The sequence below is a fragment of the Streptomyces sp. CC53 genome (assembly GCF_001865245.1).
In the GTDB taxonomy this organism is placed as follows: Bacteria; Actinomycetota; Actinomycetes; order Streptomycetales; family Streptomycetaceae; genus Streptomyces.
Genome location: NZ_MKXB01000032.1, coordinates 23,023 through 39,318 on the forward strand (window position 1 = coordinate 23,023; position 16,296 = coordinate 39,318).

The following is a 16,296-nucleotide window of genomic DNA, read 5'->3' on the forward strand; positions in this document are numbered from 1 at the left end:
GCCGGGAGCGCAGCGGCCTGCCCGTCCCCGCCGCAGCACGTCGGGCGACCGTGCCGCCGCGGGCCCGCCCGTCATGCCGCCCGGCGCGCCCGTTCCCCTCGCGGCCGCGGCCTGCACCGCCTTCGCGGCCTGCGGTACGCCCTCAGCGGGGGCGCGGCTCGGCGCGGCGGCGGCCGACGGACTGCACGAGCGGCAGCAGCCGGTACGGGACCCGCTCGCGCAGGGCGACCTCGGTACGGGTCCTGACGACCCCCGGCAGTTGGATGAGCTGCTGGATCACGTCTTCGAGGTGCTCGTTGTCCCGTGCCACCACCCGCGTCAGGAGGTCGCCGCCGCCCGTGATCGACCATGCCTCCACGATCTCCGGTACGGCGGCCAGGGCGTCACCCACCTCGTCCAGGTGCCCCTGGGTGACCTCGACGTGCACGAACGCCAGCACCGGATGGCCCAGTGCGGCGGGGGAGAGGAACGGGCCCGTCCCGGTGATCACCCCGTCCCGCTCCAGGCGGTCCAGCCGCGCCTGCAGGGTGCCCCGGGCGATGCCCAGGATGCGGGCGTACTCCCGCACGCTGGTGCGCGGCTGCTCCAGGAGCAGCCGCAGGATCCGGGTGTCCAGCTCGTCCACCGGCAACGCCCTCACCTCCTCCGCAGCGGCCGACCCGGCGCGCCCGTGCCGGAAGTCGGCATTCCGATGCGCCGACTGTACCAACGGCGGCGTCCCGGCCCCGGGCCGCGGCCACTGGTCCGTTGGCTGCCTCCCGGCCGGAACGGGTGGCGGAAGGCTGGGCCAATGGCCCAGTGAATGCGAGCCGACTTGAGCCATCGCGCCACGTGGTGGTGTCATGGTGAGGTCGATGGCGCTGCGGATCCCGCGGCGCCTTTTTCATGCCACGTCTCCCACGGCTCCTGCCGAGGCGCGCGACCGCGCCCGGACGGTGTGCGAGGGACTCATGCGAAGGGGCGGTAGTAGGTGCTCAAGAGGGTGTTCGCGGCTCCCGACCCGGGTCGGCTGCGGCTGCGCGCCGCGACCCGGGCGGTCCTCGGCATCGCACTCGCGGTGGCCCTGTGCGGACTGGCCGGCCATTCGCTCGTCGCCGCGGTCACCGGTGGGCTCGCCGCGCTGCTCGCGCTCTTCACCGTGACCGACCCGACGGTGCGCGGTCAAGCCGTCACCACGGCCATGCTGCCCGCGGCCGGGCTGCCGGTCCTCGCGCTCGCCGCCGCGCTGCACGACCACCCAGTGGCCCGCGACGCGGCTTTCCTGGCCGTCGTGGGCGCCGGCGTCTACGCCCGCCGCTGGGGGCCGCGCGGTCACGCTCTCGGCGTCTTCGCGTTCATGTCGTACTTCGTGACGCAGTTCCTCGGCACCGTGCCCGCGCAGCTGCCGGAGCTGTACGCCGCCGTCCTGCTGTCGCTGGCCACCGCCGCGGCCGTGCGGTTCGGCGCGTGGTGCTACGAGCGGCGGCTCCCGCCGGTTCCCGCCGTGCCCGCCCCGGGCGACGGCACCGGGCTGCGGCGGGTGACCACGCGCCAGGCCGTGCAGGCCACGGTCGGCGCCGGGTTCGCCCTGCTCGTGGGCCAGATGCTGTCGCACGAGCGCTGGTACTGGGCGGTGGGCGCCACCTGGTGGATCTTCGTCAACACCACGTCCCGCGGTGAGACCCTGGTCCGCGGCTTCCGGCGCTTCCTCGGCACCCTCATCGGCATCGGCGCGGGCGCGCTCGTCGCCGTACCGCTGCACGGGGCGCCCGTGCCCAGCGCCGTCCTGATCGCGGTGTGCGTGTTCGGCATCTTCTACGCGGCGCCCGTCTCCTACACCTGGATGATGCTCGCGGTGACGGTGATGGCCAGCCTCCTCTACGGGCTCCTGGGTCTGCTCGACGCGGGGCTGCTGGCGCTGCGCCTGCTGGAGACCGGAGTCGGCATGGCGGGGGCGGTGCTCGCCGTGCTCTTCGTGCTGCCGATCACCACCGACGCGACGACGAACGGCTGGATAGGGCGGGCCCTGCACAGCGTGCACGCCTCCGCCGCCGCGGCCGCCGCACGCCTCGCCGGCGACGAGCAGGCCGACCCGACCCCGCACATCCGGGACCTGGAGGCCCTGCTGGCCCGGGTGCGGCTCTCCCTGGCCCCGCTGGTCCACCCCCTCAACCCGCTGCGCGTACGCAAGGGGCGGGCCCTGCGGGTCATGGAGCTCCTCGACGCCTGCGCGGCCGAGGCGCGGGCCCTGGCGCTCGTCGCCGCCGACGCCTCTCACGATGTGCGGCTCACCGTCGCCTGCTGGCGCGTGGAGGCCGCGGTGCAGGCCCTCACCGAGGCCGCTCCCACCGGAGGCGGGGCGCCCCCGGGGGCCGCCGCCGACGACCGGCCGGAGCCCGCGACCACCGCTCACCCCGTGCCGCAGGAGGCGGACGCCACGGCGGTGCGGGCGACGGAGCACCCGGCGCTGCGTCACCTCCAGGCCCTGGAGCAGGCCCTGGTCGGGCTGGAGGACCCGCTCCAGCGGCCCGTGCGCCTCCAGTCGTCCGCCCGCTCCTGAGTCCCCGGCGGCCGACACGGCCCCGGGGCGCATCCGACACCCCCTCAGTTGGTCTAGACCTGAACTGCTAGCGTCGGCCCCGCGGCACGACGCCGGCAGCGCAGGCACGACCGACGAGAGGGGCAGCGCGATGGCAACGCGTCACGAGGGACGTCAGGACGCGACCGGCGGGGACGCCGCGGCGGCACCGGACGCCACAGCGGTCCGGCCCGGCCCGGCAGGGAGCGGCGCCGCGGAGGAGCGCGCCTTCGTCGGGTCGTTCACCCACGCCGGTGGGCGCGGCGTCACGGCCGCCTCCGTCGACCCCGCCACCGGGGCCCTCGCGGTCACCGGTGCCACCGACGCGGTCGCCGACCCCTCGTTCCTCGTCCTCGGCCCGCACGGCACGGTGCTGTACGCCGTGTCCGAGACGGAGCAGGGGACGGTCGCCGCATTCGACACCACCACCGGGCCGGTGCCCCGGCTGCTGTCCGCGCCCGTACCCACGGGCGGCTCGGGCCCCACCCATCTCGCCTGCGTCTCCGGCCACGTGGTCACCGCGCACTACGGATCGGGCAGCGTCAGCGCCCTCCCCGTGCGGCCCGGCGGCTCCCTCCGCCAGGTATCCGGCCGCGTGCAGCACGAAGGCCGCGGCCCCGACCCGGAGCGCCAGGCGGGCCCCCACGCCCACCAGGTCGTGCCCGCCCCCGGCGGGCGCCTGCTGCTGGCGGCGGACCTCGGCACCGACTCCGTCCACGTCCACGCCCTCGACCCCGCCACGGGAACGCTGACGCCGCGCGGCGAGATCCCGCTGCGGCCCGGCAGCGGGCCCCGCCACCTGGCCTTCCACCCCGCCGGACGCCATGTGTACGTCCTCGCCGAGCTGACCCCCACGCTCACCGTGTGCCGGTGGGACCCGCGCGGCACCCTCGTCCCGGTGGGGGAGGTGCCGCTGCGGCCCGACGGCGGGGAGGGTGGCGCGGCCTACCCGTCCGGAGTGGCCGTCGCCCCCGACGGCAGGTTCGTCTGGGCGGCGGTGCGCGGCGACGACACCCTCGCGGTCCTCGCCGTGGGCGGTGACGGCGAACGGCTCACCCCCGTCGCCCACGTCCCGTGCGGCGGCCGCTGGCCCCGGGACCTCACCGTCGACCGCGAGGGCCGCCGCCTGTACGTGGCCAACGAACGGTCCGGTGACGTCACCTGGTTCGACATCGACCCGGACACGGGCGTCCCCGCCCCGTCCGGCTCCGTCCCCGTGCCCGCGGCGACCTGCGTGGCCCTCGGATAGACCCACTGGACCCACGGGCGCACCCGAAGGCGCTCCTCGCAGCGTCCGCGCCGCCCTTCAGGCGCGCGGACGCCCGTGTCTGGTGGACGCCCGTGTCTGGTGGACGCCCGTGTCTGGTGGACGCCCGTGTCTGGTGGGCGCCCGTGCTGAGGCGCTCGTGGACACGCGCACACCGGCCCGGAACCCTGCGGCCCGACACGGGGCGCACGCCCGCTCGCGCTCCGGCACGCGCGTGCGCGGTCGTGCGGCCGTGCAGGCGCGCCGACGGCAGGCATCGCGACGGGGGAGGGCGGCGGCGGACGCACCGCGCCCCGGGCGGTCCCGGCGCACGCTCCCGCGGCAGCCGCCGGCATGCGGCCGGGCGCGTGCGCGCCCGGGGCCCGGTGCGCCTGCGGCCCACGCATGCGTGCGGCCCGCGCGGAGAGATCTCCGTGCGGGCCGCCGCGGGTCCTTCGTGGGCCGTCAGCGGGCGGCCACGCCCGCCTGCTGCGGCGAGAGCCCCAGCAGCGTCATGTACTGCGACAGCACGAGCTTGCCGACCGCCGGGTACGCGCCGAGCGGCTCGGCCACCGGGCAGTCCGCGGCCTTCGCGGCGTCGTCCAGCAGCGTCGCGGACGCCTCGGGGCCGACGAGGTACGGCGCCAGCGCGAGCTGGGCGGAGCCCGCGCCCCGCAACTGCTCGGCGACCGCCGCCACCGAGCCCTCCTCGTCCAGCGCGGCGGCCATCACCGGCACCGCGAGCCGCGCGGCCAGCAGCATGCCGGTGATCCCGGCGGCCTGCACCGCCTCCTGGCCGCCCACCGTGGCCAGGACGATGCCGTCGGCGGCCGTCGCCACCGTGAACAGCCGGGCCCGGTCGGCGCGGGCCAGACCCGCCTCGGAGAGCCGCACGTGCACGGCCTCCGCCAGCAGCGGGTGCGGGCCCAGCACGTCGGTCAGCTCGGCGGGCACGCCGCTGTCGGCCACGGCCTGCCGTATCCGGCCCATCACCGCGTGCTCGGGGCCCGCCAGCAGCGGCACCACGACGGCGGCCGGGCCCTCGGGCGCGGCGACCTCCCGACCGGCGGCCTGTGCGAACTCGTACCGCTCGACCCGCAGCGCCTGCGCCTCCTTCAGCACGGCCGGCAGGGAGACGTACTCCGTGTCGTCCCCGTCCAGGAACGCGACCGCGGCGTCCAGACCGGGCAGCTCGGAGCGCGCGATGCTCACCAGCTCGTCCGCCAGGCCCCGCACGGCGGCGGAGGGCTCACCGGGGACGGCGAGGACGAGTGCGGGCGCGCCCTCGGGCGCCGCCAGGGGTTCGGGGCGACGGTGCCGCCCGGACTGGCGGGGTCGCGGCATTCGTACAGGCAGGCCGGAAGCGGGCCCAGTGGGGGAGCTCATGGCGCCGCATGCTACTGGTTCCGCCCACTCCGGCGTTCGGTAGGGGGCGATCACGCGACCTATACCCCTGTTTGTCCGGTACGTTTGTCCGAGATCCCGGTCAGCCTTCGTACGTGTCCAGCAACCCCTCCTCCCGCGGCAGCCGCAGCGCGCCCGCAGCGAGCGCCCCGGCCAGCAGCAGCGCCCCCGACAACGGATCCCGCACCCCCTCCCGCACCGGCATCCCCGGCAGTCGCTCCGCCAGCGCGCGGCGTACCGGCGCGAGCAGCGGCTCACCGATCCGGAACAGGCCCCCCGTCAGGGCGACACCCCCGCCGCCCGGCGGATGCGCGGCCGCGGCCGAATCCGCCAGGTGCCCGGCGGCTTCCGCCAGGATGCCCGCCGCCACCAGGTCGCCGTCCTCCGCGGCGCACCGCGCCACCTCCGGCGCGAACGACGCCAGCACGGCAGCCCGGTCCGGCCGCGGGTACAGCACCCCGGGCATCCCGGCCGGCGGCCCGAACGCCGGCTCGGCGCGCCGCAGCAGCGCGCCCGAGCCGCCCCGCCGCCCGTCGTGGGCCCGCAGCGCCGCCTCCAGGCCGGCCCGCCCGATCCAGGCCCCGCTGCCACAGTCGCCCAGCAGATGGCCCCAGCCGTCCACGCGCCGCCAGCGGGCCAGGTCCGTGCCCAGCGCCACCATGCCGGTGCCGGCGGCCACCACCGCGCCGGCCCGCTGCCCCGCCGCGCCGGCGTACGCGGTGACCGCGTCCGACGCGAGGGCCAGTCGCCGCACCCCCAGCTCGGCTCGCAGCGCGCGCGGCAGCACGGCCCGCAACTCCCCGCCGAGCGAGGCCATCCCGGCCGCCCCCACCGCCGCCACCAGGTCGGCGGGCGCCCGGCGGCCGGTCGTCCCCTCCGCGACCTCGGCCGACAGCTCCCGTACCGCCCGCACCACCTGCTGCAGCAGACGGTCCGCGTCGATGCCGCCCGGGCCCAGCGGCACGGGTTCGTCGAACTCCCTCACCGCCACGGTCTCCACGTCCGCTAAACCACCCCACCCGGGACCCGGGGTGCGCCCCAGGGCGACCCGCAGGCCCGAGCCACCCGAGTCGACACCCAGCAGCCACGGCCCCTGCGCACCAGGCCCGTTCACGCCTCCTCCTCCTGCGGCTCCCGGCCGGGACCTCCGCCGACTCCGCGGCCGGGCTGACCCGCCCCGGCGCCCGCGGACCGGTTGGGAGTGATCCCGTTGCACCGGTAGAGTGACGCGCCGTGGCAGCACAACCTCTGGAAGAACTGGTGGAGCCCGGCTGGGCGGAGGCGCTCCGCCCGGTGGCGGGACGCATCGCCGCCTTGGGCGGCTTCCTGCGCGAGGAGATCGCGGCCGGCCGTACGTACCTGCCCGCCGGGGCGCACATCCTGCGCGCCTTCCAGCAGCCCTTCGACGAGGTGCGCGTCCTGATCGTGGGTCAGGACCCCTACCCGACGCCCGGACACCCGATCGGCCTCAGCTTCGCCGTGGCACCCGACGTCCAGCGTCTTCCCGGCAGCCTCCAGAACATCTTCCGCGAGCTGCACACCGACCTCGGACTGCCGCGCCCGTCCAACGGCGACCTGACGCCGTGGACCCGTCAGGGCGTGCTGCTCCTCAACAGGGTCCTCACCACCGTCCCGGGCCGGCCGGGCGCACACCGGGGGAAGGGCTGGGAGGAGGTCACCGAACAGGCCATCAAGGCGCTCGCAGCGCGCGGCAAGCCGCTGGTGGCGGTCCTGTGGGGGCGGGACGCGCGCAATCTGCGCCCCTTCCTGGACGCCTACCCGGCGATCGAGTCGGCCCACCCGTCCCCGATGTCCGCCGACCGAGGCTTCTTCGGCTCCCGGCCGTTCAGCCGCACCAACGACCTCCTGATGCGCCAGGGCGCCGAGCCGGTCGACTGGCGCCTCCCCTGACACCGCGGCAGCGGGCCCGGGGCTCAGCCGACGACCGCGGCCCGCACGCACAGCACGTCCGGCAGGTGCTCCGCCAGCAAGTGCCAGGTGTCGCCGTCGTCCGCGCTCGCGTACACCTCCCCGTTCCGGTTCCCGAAGTAGAGGCCCGCCGGGTCGGCGCCGTCCGTGCACATCGCGTCCCGCAGTACCGTTCCGTAGTGATCGCCCTGCGGCAGCCCCGCCGTCAGGGCCTCCCAGCTGCCGCCCGCGTCCCGGGTGCGGAACACCCGGCACCGCCGCTCCGCGGGCACCCGGTCGGAGTCGGCGTTGATCGGGAAGAGGTACGCCACACCGGAGTGCCGGGGGTGCGCGACCGCGGCGAACCCGAAGTCCGACGGAAGTCCGGAACCGATGTCCGTCCACCGCACGCCGTGGTCGTCGCTGCGGTACACCCCCCAGTGGTTCTGCAGGTACAGCCGATCCGGGTCGCCGGCGTCCTGCGCGATCTTGTGCACGCACTGCCCGAACCGCGGGTGCCGGTCCGGCAGGAACACCGCGGACACCCCGTCGTTCGACGGCTCCCAGCTCGCGCCGCCGTCCACGGTGCGGAACACCCCGGCCGCCGACACCGCCACGGTCACCATGTCCGGGTCCCGCGGGTCGGTGACCACCGTGTGGAGCGCCTCACCGCCGCCGCCGGGGTGCCACTGCGACCGGGTGGGGTGCTCCCACAGCGGCCGGACCAGCGTGAACGTCTCCCCTTCGTCGTCCGAGCGGAACAGCGCCGCGGGCTCCGTCCCCGCGTACACGACCCCGGGGGCGGCGGGCCCCGCCGGGTGGAGCTGCCACACCCGTTCCAGTGAGGCGCCGGTGTCCTGCGGGAACCGGATGGCGGGCCGGGCGGGCTCGGTCCAGGTGGCCCCCAGGTCGTCGGAGTGGAACACCGACGGCCCCCAGTGCGCGCTGTCCCCGCCGACCAGGAGCCGCGGACTGCTGCGCCGCAGGTCGATCCCGATCGCGTACACGGCCTGCGCCGTGAAGTGCGGCCCCTCGAAATCCCAGGCGCCACCGCGCCTCCGGCCGAGGAAGAGCCCCTTGCGGGTGCCTACGGTCAGCAGTACGTCATCGGACATGGCCCGACCTCCAGGACGCCGTTGTCGCGGACACCCGCCAGTGTGCACCCACCCACTGACACCGCCCCGGAACGCAGCTCCGCCCCAGGTCAGCCGCCCATCACCGGCGCGTCCCGCGCGGCGGGCCCGCCCCTCGCCTCCCCCTGGCCGGGGACACGGCCCCGCGCACCCGCCGTCCGCCGGGGCGGGCCCCTGCGACACCTGGCCCTGCCTTCGTCAGTCCGCCGCCCGGCCCCGGCCGCCCCCGGGCCCCGCCGCGGGAGGGCGCCCGCCCGCCCTCTCAGGCGCCGGGTTCCGCGGCCGCCAGCAGGCCGGGCCAGTCGGGAATCTTCACCGGGCCCCGCCCCAGGGCGCGCCCCAGGTCCGCCTCGGCCCGTTCGATGGACCGCCACCCCGCCCACCCGACCGGGGCGAGGCCCCAGGAGCGCAGGGCGGCGAGCGGGTCGTCGGCGACCGCGCGGCGCACCAGCAGGTGCGCGTCCGCCAGCACGGACCCGGCGGTCTCCTTGGCGCAGGGCCGGTTCGTGCCGATCACCCCGGACGGTCCGCGCTTGATCCACCCGGCGACGTACTCCCCGGGTGACGGCGCCCCGTCGCGCAGCACCCGTCCGGCGGCGTGCGGCACGGTGCCCCGCACGGGGTCGAACGGCAGCCCTTCCGGCGCGGCGCCACGGTAGCCCACCGCGCGCAGCACGAGGTCGGCCGGGATGTCCTCGAACACCCCGGTGCCCCGCACTCCGCCCGTCCCGTCCGGTACGGTCCGCTCGAACCGGACGCCCACCACCCGGCCGCTCCTGCCGAGGAGCTCCACAGGACGCAGGTGGAAGCGGAGGCGGATCGTGCGGCTCCCGTCGGCGGCCCCCGGCGGCGGCCCGGTCTGCGCCCAGGAGCGGATCACCTCCACGTTCCGCCGGTTCACCGCAGGCAGACCCGCTGGGTCCGCGTACGCCGGGTCCGGCGCCAGATCGTCCGGGTCCACCGCGACCCGGGCCGCCGGCAGCGAGCCGAGCTCGCGCAGTTCCTTGGTGGTGAACCGGCCCTGCGACGGCCCCCGGCGGGCCACCATGTGCACCTCGCGCACCCGACTCGCCGCGAACGCGGCCAGGACCCTTGCGGGCACGTCGGTGGGTCGCAGCTCCTCGGCGCCCCGCGCCAGGACGCGGGTCACGTCGACGGCGACGTTCCCCGCGCCGATCACCACGGCGGACCGGACCCCGCCGAGGGCGAACCGGTGGGCCGGGGCGTCCGGGTGGGCGCTGTACCAGGAGACGAAGTCGGTCGCGGAACGGCTGCCCTCCAGGTCCTCGCCGGGGATGCCGAGCCGGCGGTCCCGGGCCGCGCCCACGCAGTACACGACCGCGTGGTACAGCCCCAGCAACCGTTCCGGGGTCAGCGGCGGGCCACCCACCGCGACGTTGCCGAGGAACGTCACCCGTTCGTGCTCCAGTACGGTGCGGAGGCTGCCCTGAAGCGACTTGATCTTCTCGTGGTCCGGCGCCACCCCGTACCGCACGAGCCCGTACGGACACGGGAGCCGGTCCAGGACGTGCACCCGGACACCCGGCACGGCCGTCTGCTCGACCAGCGACTGGGCGGTGTAGACCCCGCTGGGGCCGGAACCGACCACGGCGACACGCAGCACGACGCAGCTCCTTCCGCGGAGGGTTCCAGCATCCCACCGGTACGGGCGCGGCGGGAGGCCCCGCGGCGCCGTCCGGTCACATCGCGCGCATCCGGTGGATCTCCGCGGTCTGTTGGGCGATCACGTCGTCGGCCATCTCCTGGACGGCGGTGTGGCGGCCGTCCCGCAGGACCTGCGCCGCCATGACGACCGCCCCTTCGTGGTGGGTGGTCATCAGCTGGAGGAACAGCCTGTCGAAGGCGGCGCCCCGCGCCCGTTCGAGCTCTTCGAGCTGTGCGTCCGTGGCCATCCCGGGCATGGACCCGTGGTCGTGCCCGGAGGCATCCCCTCCGGGGCTGCCGGACACCTGACCGGGGGTGTGCTTGTGAGCCCCTGGGGAGGCCGGTGCGGAGGGGTGCGGCGGATGGGACGGGTGCTGCGGGTGCGCCTCCGGCGCAGTGGGCTCCGCATGGGCCGGGTCAGCCGGGTGCGCTTGACGGGGTGAGGGCGATGGATGAGACGGGTGCGACGAAGGCGTGTGAGGTGATGGGTGGGAGGAGCCCGGCCTCCCGGCCTGACCGCCTTCACCGTGCGCGCGGTGCGTTTCCAGCCATGCCTGCATCGCGGCGATCTCCGGCCCCTGCGCCGCCTCTATCCGCGCCGCCAGGTTCTTCACCTGCGGCGACGCGGCCCGGTCGGGGGCGAGCGCGGTCATCACGAGTGCCTGGCGGTGATGGACCACCATCATCCGCATGTACGAGAAGTCCGCCGCGTTCGGCGTGTCCTCGGGCACCGCCGCGGCGGCCTCCTCGGGCGACAGGGTCCTGGCCGGCTCGCCTGGTCTGCCCGGTGCCAGCACGCTCGTCCCGGAGGCCTCGGCGCCCGGTCCCCGAGCCCCGGACGGGGTGTCCGCGTCGCGGGCGGAGAGGGCGAGAGCGCCCGTCAGGGCAAGGGCCGCGGCGGCTGCCACGGCGCCCGGGGCGGAGGTGCGGTGGTGCGTCCTGCGGATCGACACGAAAGACCCCCATGTCTGTGGTGGGAAGGGAACGGTCCTCGGCGTGCTCCCGTGCGGCGGGCGCCGTTCGGCGCCCGTGTCTCTGACGACCCCTGTTGAGATGTCCATGCTCAGGCTCATACTGCCCTGGTCGATGCGCCGTTCACCCCCCGAACGGCGAACGTCGGACAAGGGAGGTCGCACGTGACCCTGTTGCGCACCACTCGGCAGCGGCGCAGACGCCCGCTCGTGGCCACCGCCGCCGCGGGCCTGATCGCCGCCCTCCTCGCCGCGGGCCCCGCCGCCGCGGTGCCCGACCCGGACGCGCCGGCCGGCGGTCAGGAGGTCTCACAGCGCCGGCAGGCGGACACCGAGGCCGCCATCGCGAACGGTGGCGTCCCCGATGTGGACGAGGTAGTCCACAGCGACAACATCCGCCACGTCGCCAACATCCCGCTCGACGCCGTCAAGGGCATCAACACCGACCTGGCCTTCCAGGGCAGCCATCTGTTCGCCGGCAACTACGACGGCTTCCAGATCTTCGACATCAGCGACCCCGCCCACCCCCGGACCGTCGCCCAGGTCCTGTGCCCGGGCGGCCAGAACGACATCTCGGTCTCCGGCGACCTGCTGTTCCTGTCCACCGACTCGTCCCGCAGCGACGACTCCTGCCAGAGCACGCCCCAGTCCGCGACGGAGAAGTCGTCCTGGGAGGGCATCAAGGTCTTCGACATCAGCGACATCCGCAACCCGCGGTACGTCGCCTCCGTCGAGACCGCCTGCGGCTCCCACACGCACACCCTGGTCCCGCAGCGCAAGAACGTCTACGTGTACGTCGCCTCGTACTCCCCGAACCCGGCGTTCCCCGACTGCCGGCCGCCGCACGACGGCATCTCCGTCATCAAGGTTCCGCGCTCCGCCCCCGAACGCGCCGCGGTCGTGGGCTTCCCGGTGCTCTTCCCCGGAGACGGGCCCGACGGCGGCGGCAACCCCGGTGCGCCCACCCACCCGGGCGTCTCGAAGACGACCGGGTGCCACGACATCACCGTCCTGCCGTCCCGCGACCTGGCGGCCGGCGCCTGCATGGGCGACGGCATCCTGTTCGACATCGAGGACCCCGAGCGCCCCCGGGTGATCGACCAGGTCCAGGACAACACCCACTTCGCCTTCTGGCACTCCGCCACCTTCAACCAGCGCGCGAACCGGGTCGTGTTCACCGACGAGTTGGGCGGCGGCGTCGGCGCCACCTGCAACGAGAGCGTCGGCCCGCACCGCGGCGCCGACGGCTTCTACGACATCCGGGGCAAGGGCGACCGGCGTAAGCTGGTCTTCCGCGGCTACTTCAAGATCGACCGCCACCAGGCCGACACCGAGAACTGCGTCGCCCACAACGGCTCGCTCATCCCGGTCAAGGGCCGGGACATCATGGTCCAGGCCTGGTACCAGGGCGGTGTCTCCGTGATCGACTTCACGAACCCCGCCCGCGCCAAGGAGATCGGCTACTTCGAACGCGGCCCGCTGAGCACGGACACACTCGGCCTCGGCGGGTCCTGGTCCGCTTACTACTACAACGGCTACATCTACTCCAACGACATCCGCAAGGGCCTCGACGTACTCAAGATCGAGGACCGGCGCACGGACTCCGCGCAACGGATCCGCATGCACGAACTGAACGTCCAGACGCAGCCCGACTACTTCGACGACTTCGACCGCTGACGGACGCCCCGCGGAACGTCCCCCGTGCCGCGCCGCCCCCTCACGGGGCGGGCAGGGCACCGGCGGGCCGCGGGGACGCCGACGCCACGACCCGGCGGGATGGGATCGACCCGCAGCACCGCCCACCCGCCGGGCGGGCCGCGCGCGGCGTGGGCCGGCCCGACGACGAAGCGACCGGCCCGCCGCCGTGGCACCTCCCCGGCGTCGTCAGCCGGGTGCCCCGCCGGGCGTCGGCCGGTCCTCCGGCCCGTTACCCGGCGGGAACCCGCGCTCCCACTCCAGCCCGTACCGCTGGAACAGCTCCGCCCGCAGCAGCGCGAGGGGCATCGGCGCCCCCGGGAGCAGCACCGCGAACACCGCGCCCATCAGCAGGGCCCGCAACAGCGGGTAGTCCGTGTCGACGTTGCGCGACCCGTACCGCTGCACCGTGTCGCGCAGCAGGGCCGCGAGCCGCTGCTGGTCCTCGCACTGCACGAAGCCCTCCGCCTGGAGGATGCCCGCCATGTGCGTCCGCATCAGCACGGGCTGCTCCACGGCGAGACCCAGCACCGCGTCGACGGCCCTGGCCAGCCGCTCCCGTCCGTCCTCCGTGCGGGGCTCCCGCTCCAGCGCGGCCTCCAGCGTCCGGTGCATCAGCCGGTGGACCGCCGACTGCAGGAGCTGCCGTTTGCCGGGGAAGTAGTACGAGACCAGGCCGCGGGCGGTGCCGGCCCGCTCCGCGATGTCGCCGAGCGTTGTCGCCTCGTACCCGCGCTCCGCGACCAGTTCCACCGTGGCCTGCAAGAGCCGTTCCCGGGATCGTCGGCGGAGCTCTTCATTGACCGATGCGCTCCGCGGGGACATGCTTAACTCCTGCGTTGACTGGCTCCCAGCCAATATACTCAGTGCGTCCGCACCGATGCGCACGGCATGTCGGTGCGGTCGGGGCCGTCCGACCGGGCGACGCGGGGGATCGTCCGGTCGGACGGCGTCCGCCTGCCCGGGTGCGGGCCGTCACACCGCCAGGTCGAGCACCGGCCGCAGGGAGCCGGGCCGCTGCGCCACCGGCAGGTGGTCCACGAAGTGCACGGCGCACCCGAGGGCGGCGGCCCCGCCGTCCGCCCGCCGGTCGTCACCCACCATCAGCAGCTCACCGGGCTCCCGGCCGAGCGCCGCGCACGCCACCCGGAACAGCCGCGCGTCCGGCTTCTGCACACCGTGCTCGTACGACAGCGCGTACGCGTCCACGAAGCGGTCCCATCCCCGTGCCGCGAACACCGGGCGCAGGTCCCAGCCGATGTTGCTGACGACTCCGACCGCCACCCCGCGCGCCCGGAGCCCGACGAGCACCTCCTCGGCGTCCGGATACGGGTGCCACGCCTCCGGCGCCATGTGGCGGTCGTACAGCGCGGGGTACCACGCGGGGTCGGGCAGCTCCACCTCGCGCGCCAGCGCCGTGTACGCCGCGCGGTGCTCGGCCGCGCTCCGGTCCCGCACCGCCCACGCGGCCGCCAGGTGCGGGGGCACACCGCCCGGCGGCGCGACGCCCGGCTGCGCGCCGGCCGCCGAGAGGCGCCGGGCCCAGCGCTTCAGCGCGTCCGGCGGGACGTCGGCGCCCGCCGCGTGGACGACGGCCCGCAGCCAGTCGTCGGCGGGCTCGGCGCGGAAGAGGGTCCCGGAGAAGTCGAAGAGAACGCCCGTGACGGCCATGCCGACGAGCGTTCCCGGGCCGGTGCGTGTGCCGCAAGAGGGCCCGCAGCGGCAGCGGTCGCTCCGAAGGGCCGGCTCAGGGGCGGCGGGCCGCGCGTCCGGTCGCCGCGAGGCGCACCGGCACGGCGGCGGCGGCCGCCGCCAGGCACGCGCCCATCAGCCAGCCGCCCACCACGTCCGACAGCCAGTGCACGCCCAGGTACACCCGTGTCAGCCCCACGCCCACCGCCGACACCGCGCCCACGACCGCGACCGTGCGTGCCGACATCCGGCCCGCGGCTCTCCGCACGGACGCCGCTGCCGCCGCCGCAGCCCACCGCACCGATGCCGGACCGGCGGCCGCGGCCCTCCGCGGCCGTGTCGCGCCCGTCGCCGCAGTGCGCCGACCCGCCACCGCCGCCGCCCACCACAGCAGCCCGCACGTGACCGCGGCCGTCATCGCGTGGCCCGAGGGGAACGCCGCGAAGTGGGCACTGTCCACCGGATCCGGCCACCGCGGGCGGTCTCGCCCCACCACGGCCTTCAGCGCCTGCTGCGCCACCGCCGCCCCCACCGCCACCGCCGCCAGGCGGCCCGCCACCCACCGCTCGCCGCGCCGCCACAGGACGACGGCCGCGACCGCGACGAAGGCGCGCATCGTCCACGGGTCCCACACCCAGTCCGTCAGCACGAGACTGATCCGCACCAGCACCGGGCTGTCCACCGCCGAGGCGTGCGTGGCGTCCGCCACCGCACGGTCCGTCGCCGTCAGCGGCTCCCACCGGGCCGCGACCAGCCCGAGGAGCACCACGGAGGCGGCGCCGCTCCACCAGGCGAGCGCACGCGGTCTGCGCGACGGGACGTACGTGACGGAGGTGACCGCTGCTTCCCTGGTGGACATCGCCATGGAACGCATCTTCCACGGTCCCGCCCGGCCCACACCCGGCCGTACGCGGGGGAGCCGCCGTCAGCGCAGCGCGCTGAGACCCGGTGCCAGCGCCACGAGCAGCGGCATCGCCGGCACCAGCGCGGCCGCGGCCGTCAGCCGCAGCCGGCGGCCCGGCGTGAGCCGCGGACCGCCCGACAGCAGCCGGCGGACCCGACGCGGCACCTCGGAGTCCGGCGCGGGGCAGGGACCGAAGACGCCGCGGTCCTCGTTCAGTCCCACCAGCGCCAGCGCGGTGGTGAGCCGCCCGAACCGCTTGGACGCCGAGTCGTCCGCCGCCAGCTCCACCAGCCGGTGCATCTCGTCGCGGAACGCGGCGAACACCGGCACCCGGGGGAAGCCGGACGCCAGCGCCGAGGCGCAGTGCAGCAGCCAGTCGTGGCGGGCGCGGGCGTGGCCCGCCTCGTGCGCCAGCACCGCATCGAGCTGACGGCCCTTCAGCCGGCGCAACGCCGCCGTGGTGATGACCAGCCGGGGTGTCGGGCCGGGCATCCACCAGGCGCCCGCCCGGTCGCCCTCCAGCAGCACGAGCGGTCCTTCGCCCGGCTCCTCACCGGGCAGCAGAGGGGCCCGCACCAGCAGTTCGGCCCGCCGCCGGCGGCGCCGCTCCCGCGTCCGGCGCACCTCGCGGGTCAGCATCGCCCCGGTCCACAACCCCCCGCACCCCAGGAGCACGGCGAGCACCCCCGACCACGGCGCGTGGTCCGCGAGCGCGTACGCCTCCACGACCGCGGCGGGCGCCGGGGCGAAGACGTGGCCGCGCACGACCTGCCAGGCGGCGGCCGCGCTGAACGTCATCGACAGCGCGAAGCTCAGCAGCACCGCCGCCACGACGCACTGCCACACCCACAACGCCACGATGGGTTCCCGCTCCGGCCAGTCGGCCCGTGCCAGCAGGCGCGGAGCCGCCACGGCGGCCACGACGCCGAACGTGAGCAGCGCGAGGGGAAGCAGCATGGCGCCAGCCTAGAAGGAGGGGCCCGCGGGCCGGACCGGGTCGGCGCGGGAAGTGACGCACGCCACGGTTTGCCACCCTGCCGAGACGCCTGTCCCCGCCCGCCGTGCGCCGCGCGTCTCCGGGTCCCCGCGGCGCCCGGCGACGCGTCCGCGCGGCCGGCGCC

The 16,296-nt window shown here is 76.0% G+C and carries 14 protein-coding genes; 4 read left to right on the forward strand and 10 right to left on the reverse strand.

What is annotated here, in order from left to right:
* Positions 1–142: 142 nt before the first annotated feature.
* Positions 143–631: an Lrp/AsnC family transcriptional regulator gene (locus BJP40_RS02770; protein WP_071264284.1), complete on the reverse strand. Its 489-nt coding sequence runs from the start codon at positions 629–631 to the stop codon at positions 143–145.
* A 339-nt stretch (positions 632–970) separates the two neighbouring features.
* Here BJP40_RS02770 and BJP40_RS02775 point away from each other — a divergent pair, with 339 nt between their 5' ends.
* Together BJP40_RS02775 and BJP40_RS02780 are read left to right on the forward strand one after the other, a co-directional pair.
* Positions 971–2,539: an FUSC family protein gene (locus tag BJP40_RS02775; RefSeq protein WP_071278322.1), complete on the forward strand. Its 1,569-nt coding sequence runs from the start codon at positions 971–973 to the stop codon at positions 2,537–2,539.
* 130 nt (positions 2,540–2,669) lie between these two features.
* Positions 2,670–3,806 carry a lactonase family protein gene (locus BJP40_RS02780; RefSeq protein ID WP_079170862.1) on the forward strand — a complete coding sequence of 379 codons (1,137 nt, stop codon included), beginning with the start codon at positions 2,670–2,672 and terminating at the stop codon, positions 3,804–3,806.
* Between the two features lie 462 nt (positions 3,807–4,268).
* On the opposite strand, the gene BJP40_RS02785 is transcribed toward BJP40_RS02780, so the two are convergent.
* Both BJP40_RS02785 and BJP40_RS02790 read right to left on the reverse strand, forming a co-directional pair.
* The gene (locus tag BJP40_RS02785; RefSeq protein WP_079170863.1) at positions 4,269–5,189 is read right to left on the reverse strand and encodes a sirohydrochlorin chelatase; all 921 of its coding nucleotides are present in this window, start codon (positions 5,187–5,189) and stop codon (positions 4,269–4,271) included.
* Between the two features lie 100 nt (positions 5,190–5,289).
* A complete protein-coding gene (locus tag BJP40_RS02790) occupies positions 5,290–6,321 on the reverse strand; it encodes a BadF/BadG/BcrA/BcrD ATPase family protein (RefSeq protein WP_071278326.1) in 1,032 nt (343 codons plus the stop codon).
* 119 nt (positions 6,322–6,440) lie between these two features.
* On the opposite strand from BJP40_RS02790, the gene BJP40_RS02795 reads away from it, so the two are divergent.
* Positions 6,441–7,118 carry a uracil-DNA glycosylase gene (locus tag BJP40_RS02795; protein WP_071264292.1) on the forward strand — a complete coding sequence of 226 codons (678 nt, stop codon included), beginning with the start codon at positions 6,441–6,443 and terminating at the stop codon, positions 7,116–7,118.
* A gap of 23 nt (positions 7,119–7,141) precedes the next feature.
* Here the strand turns inward: BJP40_RS02795 and BJP40_RS02800 are convergent, their stop codons facing one another.
* The 3 genes from BJP40_RS02800 to BJP40_RS36185 form a co-directional block, all read right to left on the reverse strand.
* Positions 7,142–8,230 carry a sialidase family protein gene (locus tag BJP40_RS02800; RefSeq protein WP_071278328.1) on the reverse strand — a complete coding sequence of 363 codons (1,089 nt, stop codon included), beginning with the start codon at positions 8,228–8,230 and terminating at the stop codon, positions 7,142–7,144.
* 280 nt (positions 8,231–8,510) lie between these two features.
* A complete protein-coding gene (locus BJP40_RS02805; protein ID WP_071278330.1) occupies positions 8,511–9,872 on the reverse strand; it encodes an FAD-dependent oxidoreductase in 1,362 nt (453 codons plus the stop codon).
* Positions 9,873–9,948: 76 nt separating this feature from the next.
* Complete coding sequence (locus tag BJP40_RS36185; RefSeq protein WP_079170864.1) at positions 9,949–10,986, reverse strand: DUF305 domain-containing protein; 1,038 nt, start codon at positions 10,984–10,986, stop codon at positions 9,949–9,951.
* A 63-nt stretch (positions 10,987–11,049) separates the two neighbouring features.
* Here BJP40_RS36185 and BJP40_RS02815 point away from each other — a divergent pair, with 63 nt between their 5' ends.
* Positions 11,050–12,561 (forward strand): LVIVD repeat-containing protein, encoded by a 1,512-nt coding sequence (locus BJP40_RS02815; protein ID WP_071278334.1) that lies wholly within the window; start codon positions 11,050–11,052, stop codon positions 12,559–12,561.
* A 207-nt stretch (positions 12,562–12,768) separates the two neighbouring features.
* Here BJP40_RS02815 and BJP40_RS02820 read toward each other — a convergent pair whose 3' ends face one another.
* From BJP40_RS02820 to BJP40_RS02835, 4 genes are all read right to left on the reverse strand, one after another.
* Positions 12,769–13,404 carry a TetR/AcrR family transcriptional regulator gene (locus BJP40_RS02820; protein WP_071278336.1) on the reverse strand — a complete coding sequence of 212 codons (636 nt, stop codon included), beginning with the start codon at positions 13,402–13,404 and terminating at the stop codon, positions 12,769–12,771.
* A gap of 150 nt (positions 13,405–13,554) precedes the next feature.
* A complete protein-coding gene (locus tag BJP40_RS02825; protein ID WP_071278338.1) occupies positions 13,555–14,250 on the reverse strand; it encodes an HAD family hydrolase in 696 nt (231 codons plus the stop codon).
* Between the two features lie 76 nt (positions 14,251–14,326).
* Positions 14,327–15,130 (reverse strand): phosphatase PAP2 family protein, encoded by an 804-nt coding sequence (locus BJP40_RS02830; protein WP_071278344.1) that lies wholly within the window; start codon positions 15,128–15,130, stop codon positions 14,327–14,329.
* 66 nt (positions 15,131–15,196) lie between these two features.
* Positions 15,197–16,132: a M56 family metallopeptidase gene (locus tag BJP40_RS02835; RefSeq protein ID WP_071278340.1), complete on the reverse strand. Its 936-nt coding sequence runs from the start codon at positions 16,130–16,132 to the stop codon at positions 15,197–15,199.
* Between the last annotated feature and the right edge of the window lie 164 nt (positions 16,133–16,296).

Coding starts and splice junctions, on each gene's coding strand:
- BJP40_RS02780 (WP_079170862.1), top strand. CDS start 2,670: ATGGCAACGCGTCACGAGGGACGTCAGGACGCGACCGGCGGGGACGCC.
- BJP40_RS02785 (WP_079170863.1), bottom strand. CDS start 5,189: ATGAGCTCCCCCACTGGGCCCGCTTCCGGCCTGCCTGTACGAATGCCG.
- BJP40_RS02800 (WP_071278328.1), bottom strand. CDS start 8,230: ATGTCCGATGACGTACTGCTGACCGTAGGCACCCGCAAGGGGCTCTTC.
- BJP40_RS36185 (WP_079170864.1), bottom strand. CDS start 10,986: ATGAGCCTGAGCATGGACATCTCAACAGGGGTCGTCAGAGACACGGGC.
- BJP40_RS02820 (WP_071278336.1), bottom strand. CDS start 13,404: ATGTCCCCGCGGAGCGCATCGGTCAATGAAGAGCTCCGCCGACGATCC.
- BJP40_RS02825 (WP_071278338.1), bottom strand. CDS start 14,250: ATGGCCGTCACGGGCGTTCTCTTCGACTTCTCCGGGACCCTCTTCCGC.
- BJP40_RS02830 (WP_071278344.1), bottom strand. CDS start 15,130: ATGTCCACCAGGGAAGCAGCGGTCACCTCCGTCACGTACGTCCCGTCG.
- BJP40_RS02835 (WP_071278340.1), bottom strand. CDS start 16,132: ATGCTGCTTCCCCTCGCGCTGCTCACGTTCGGCGTCGTGGCCGCCGTG.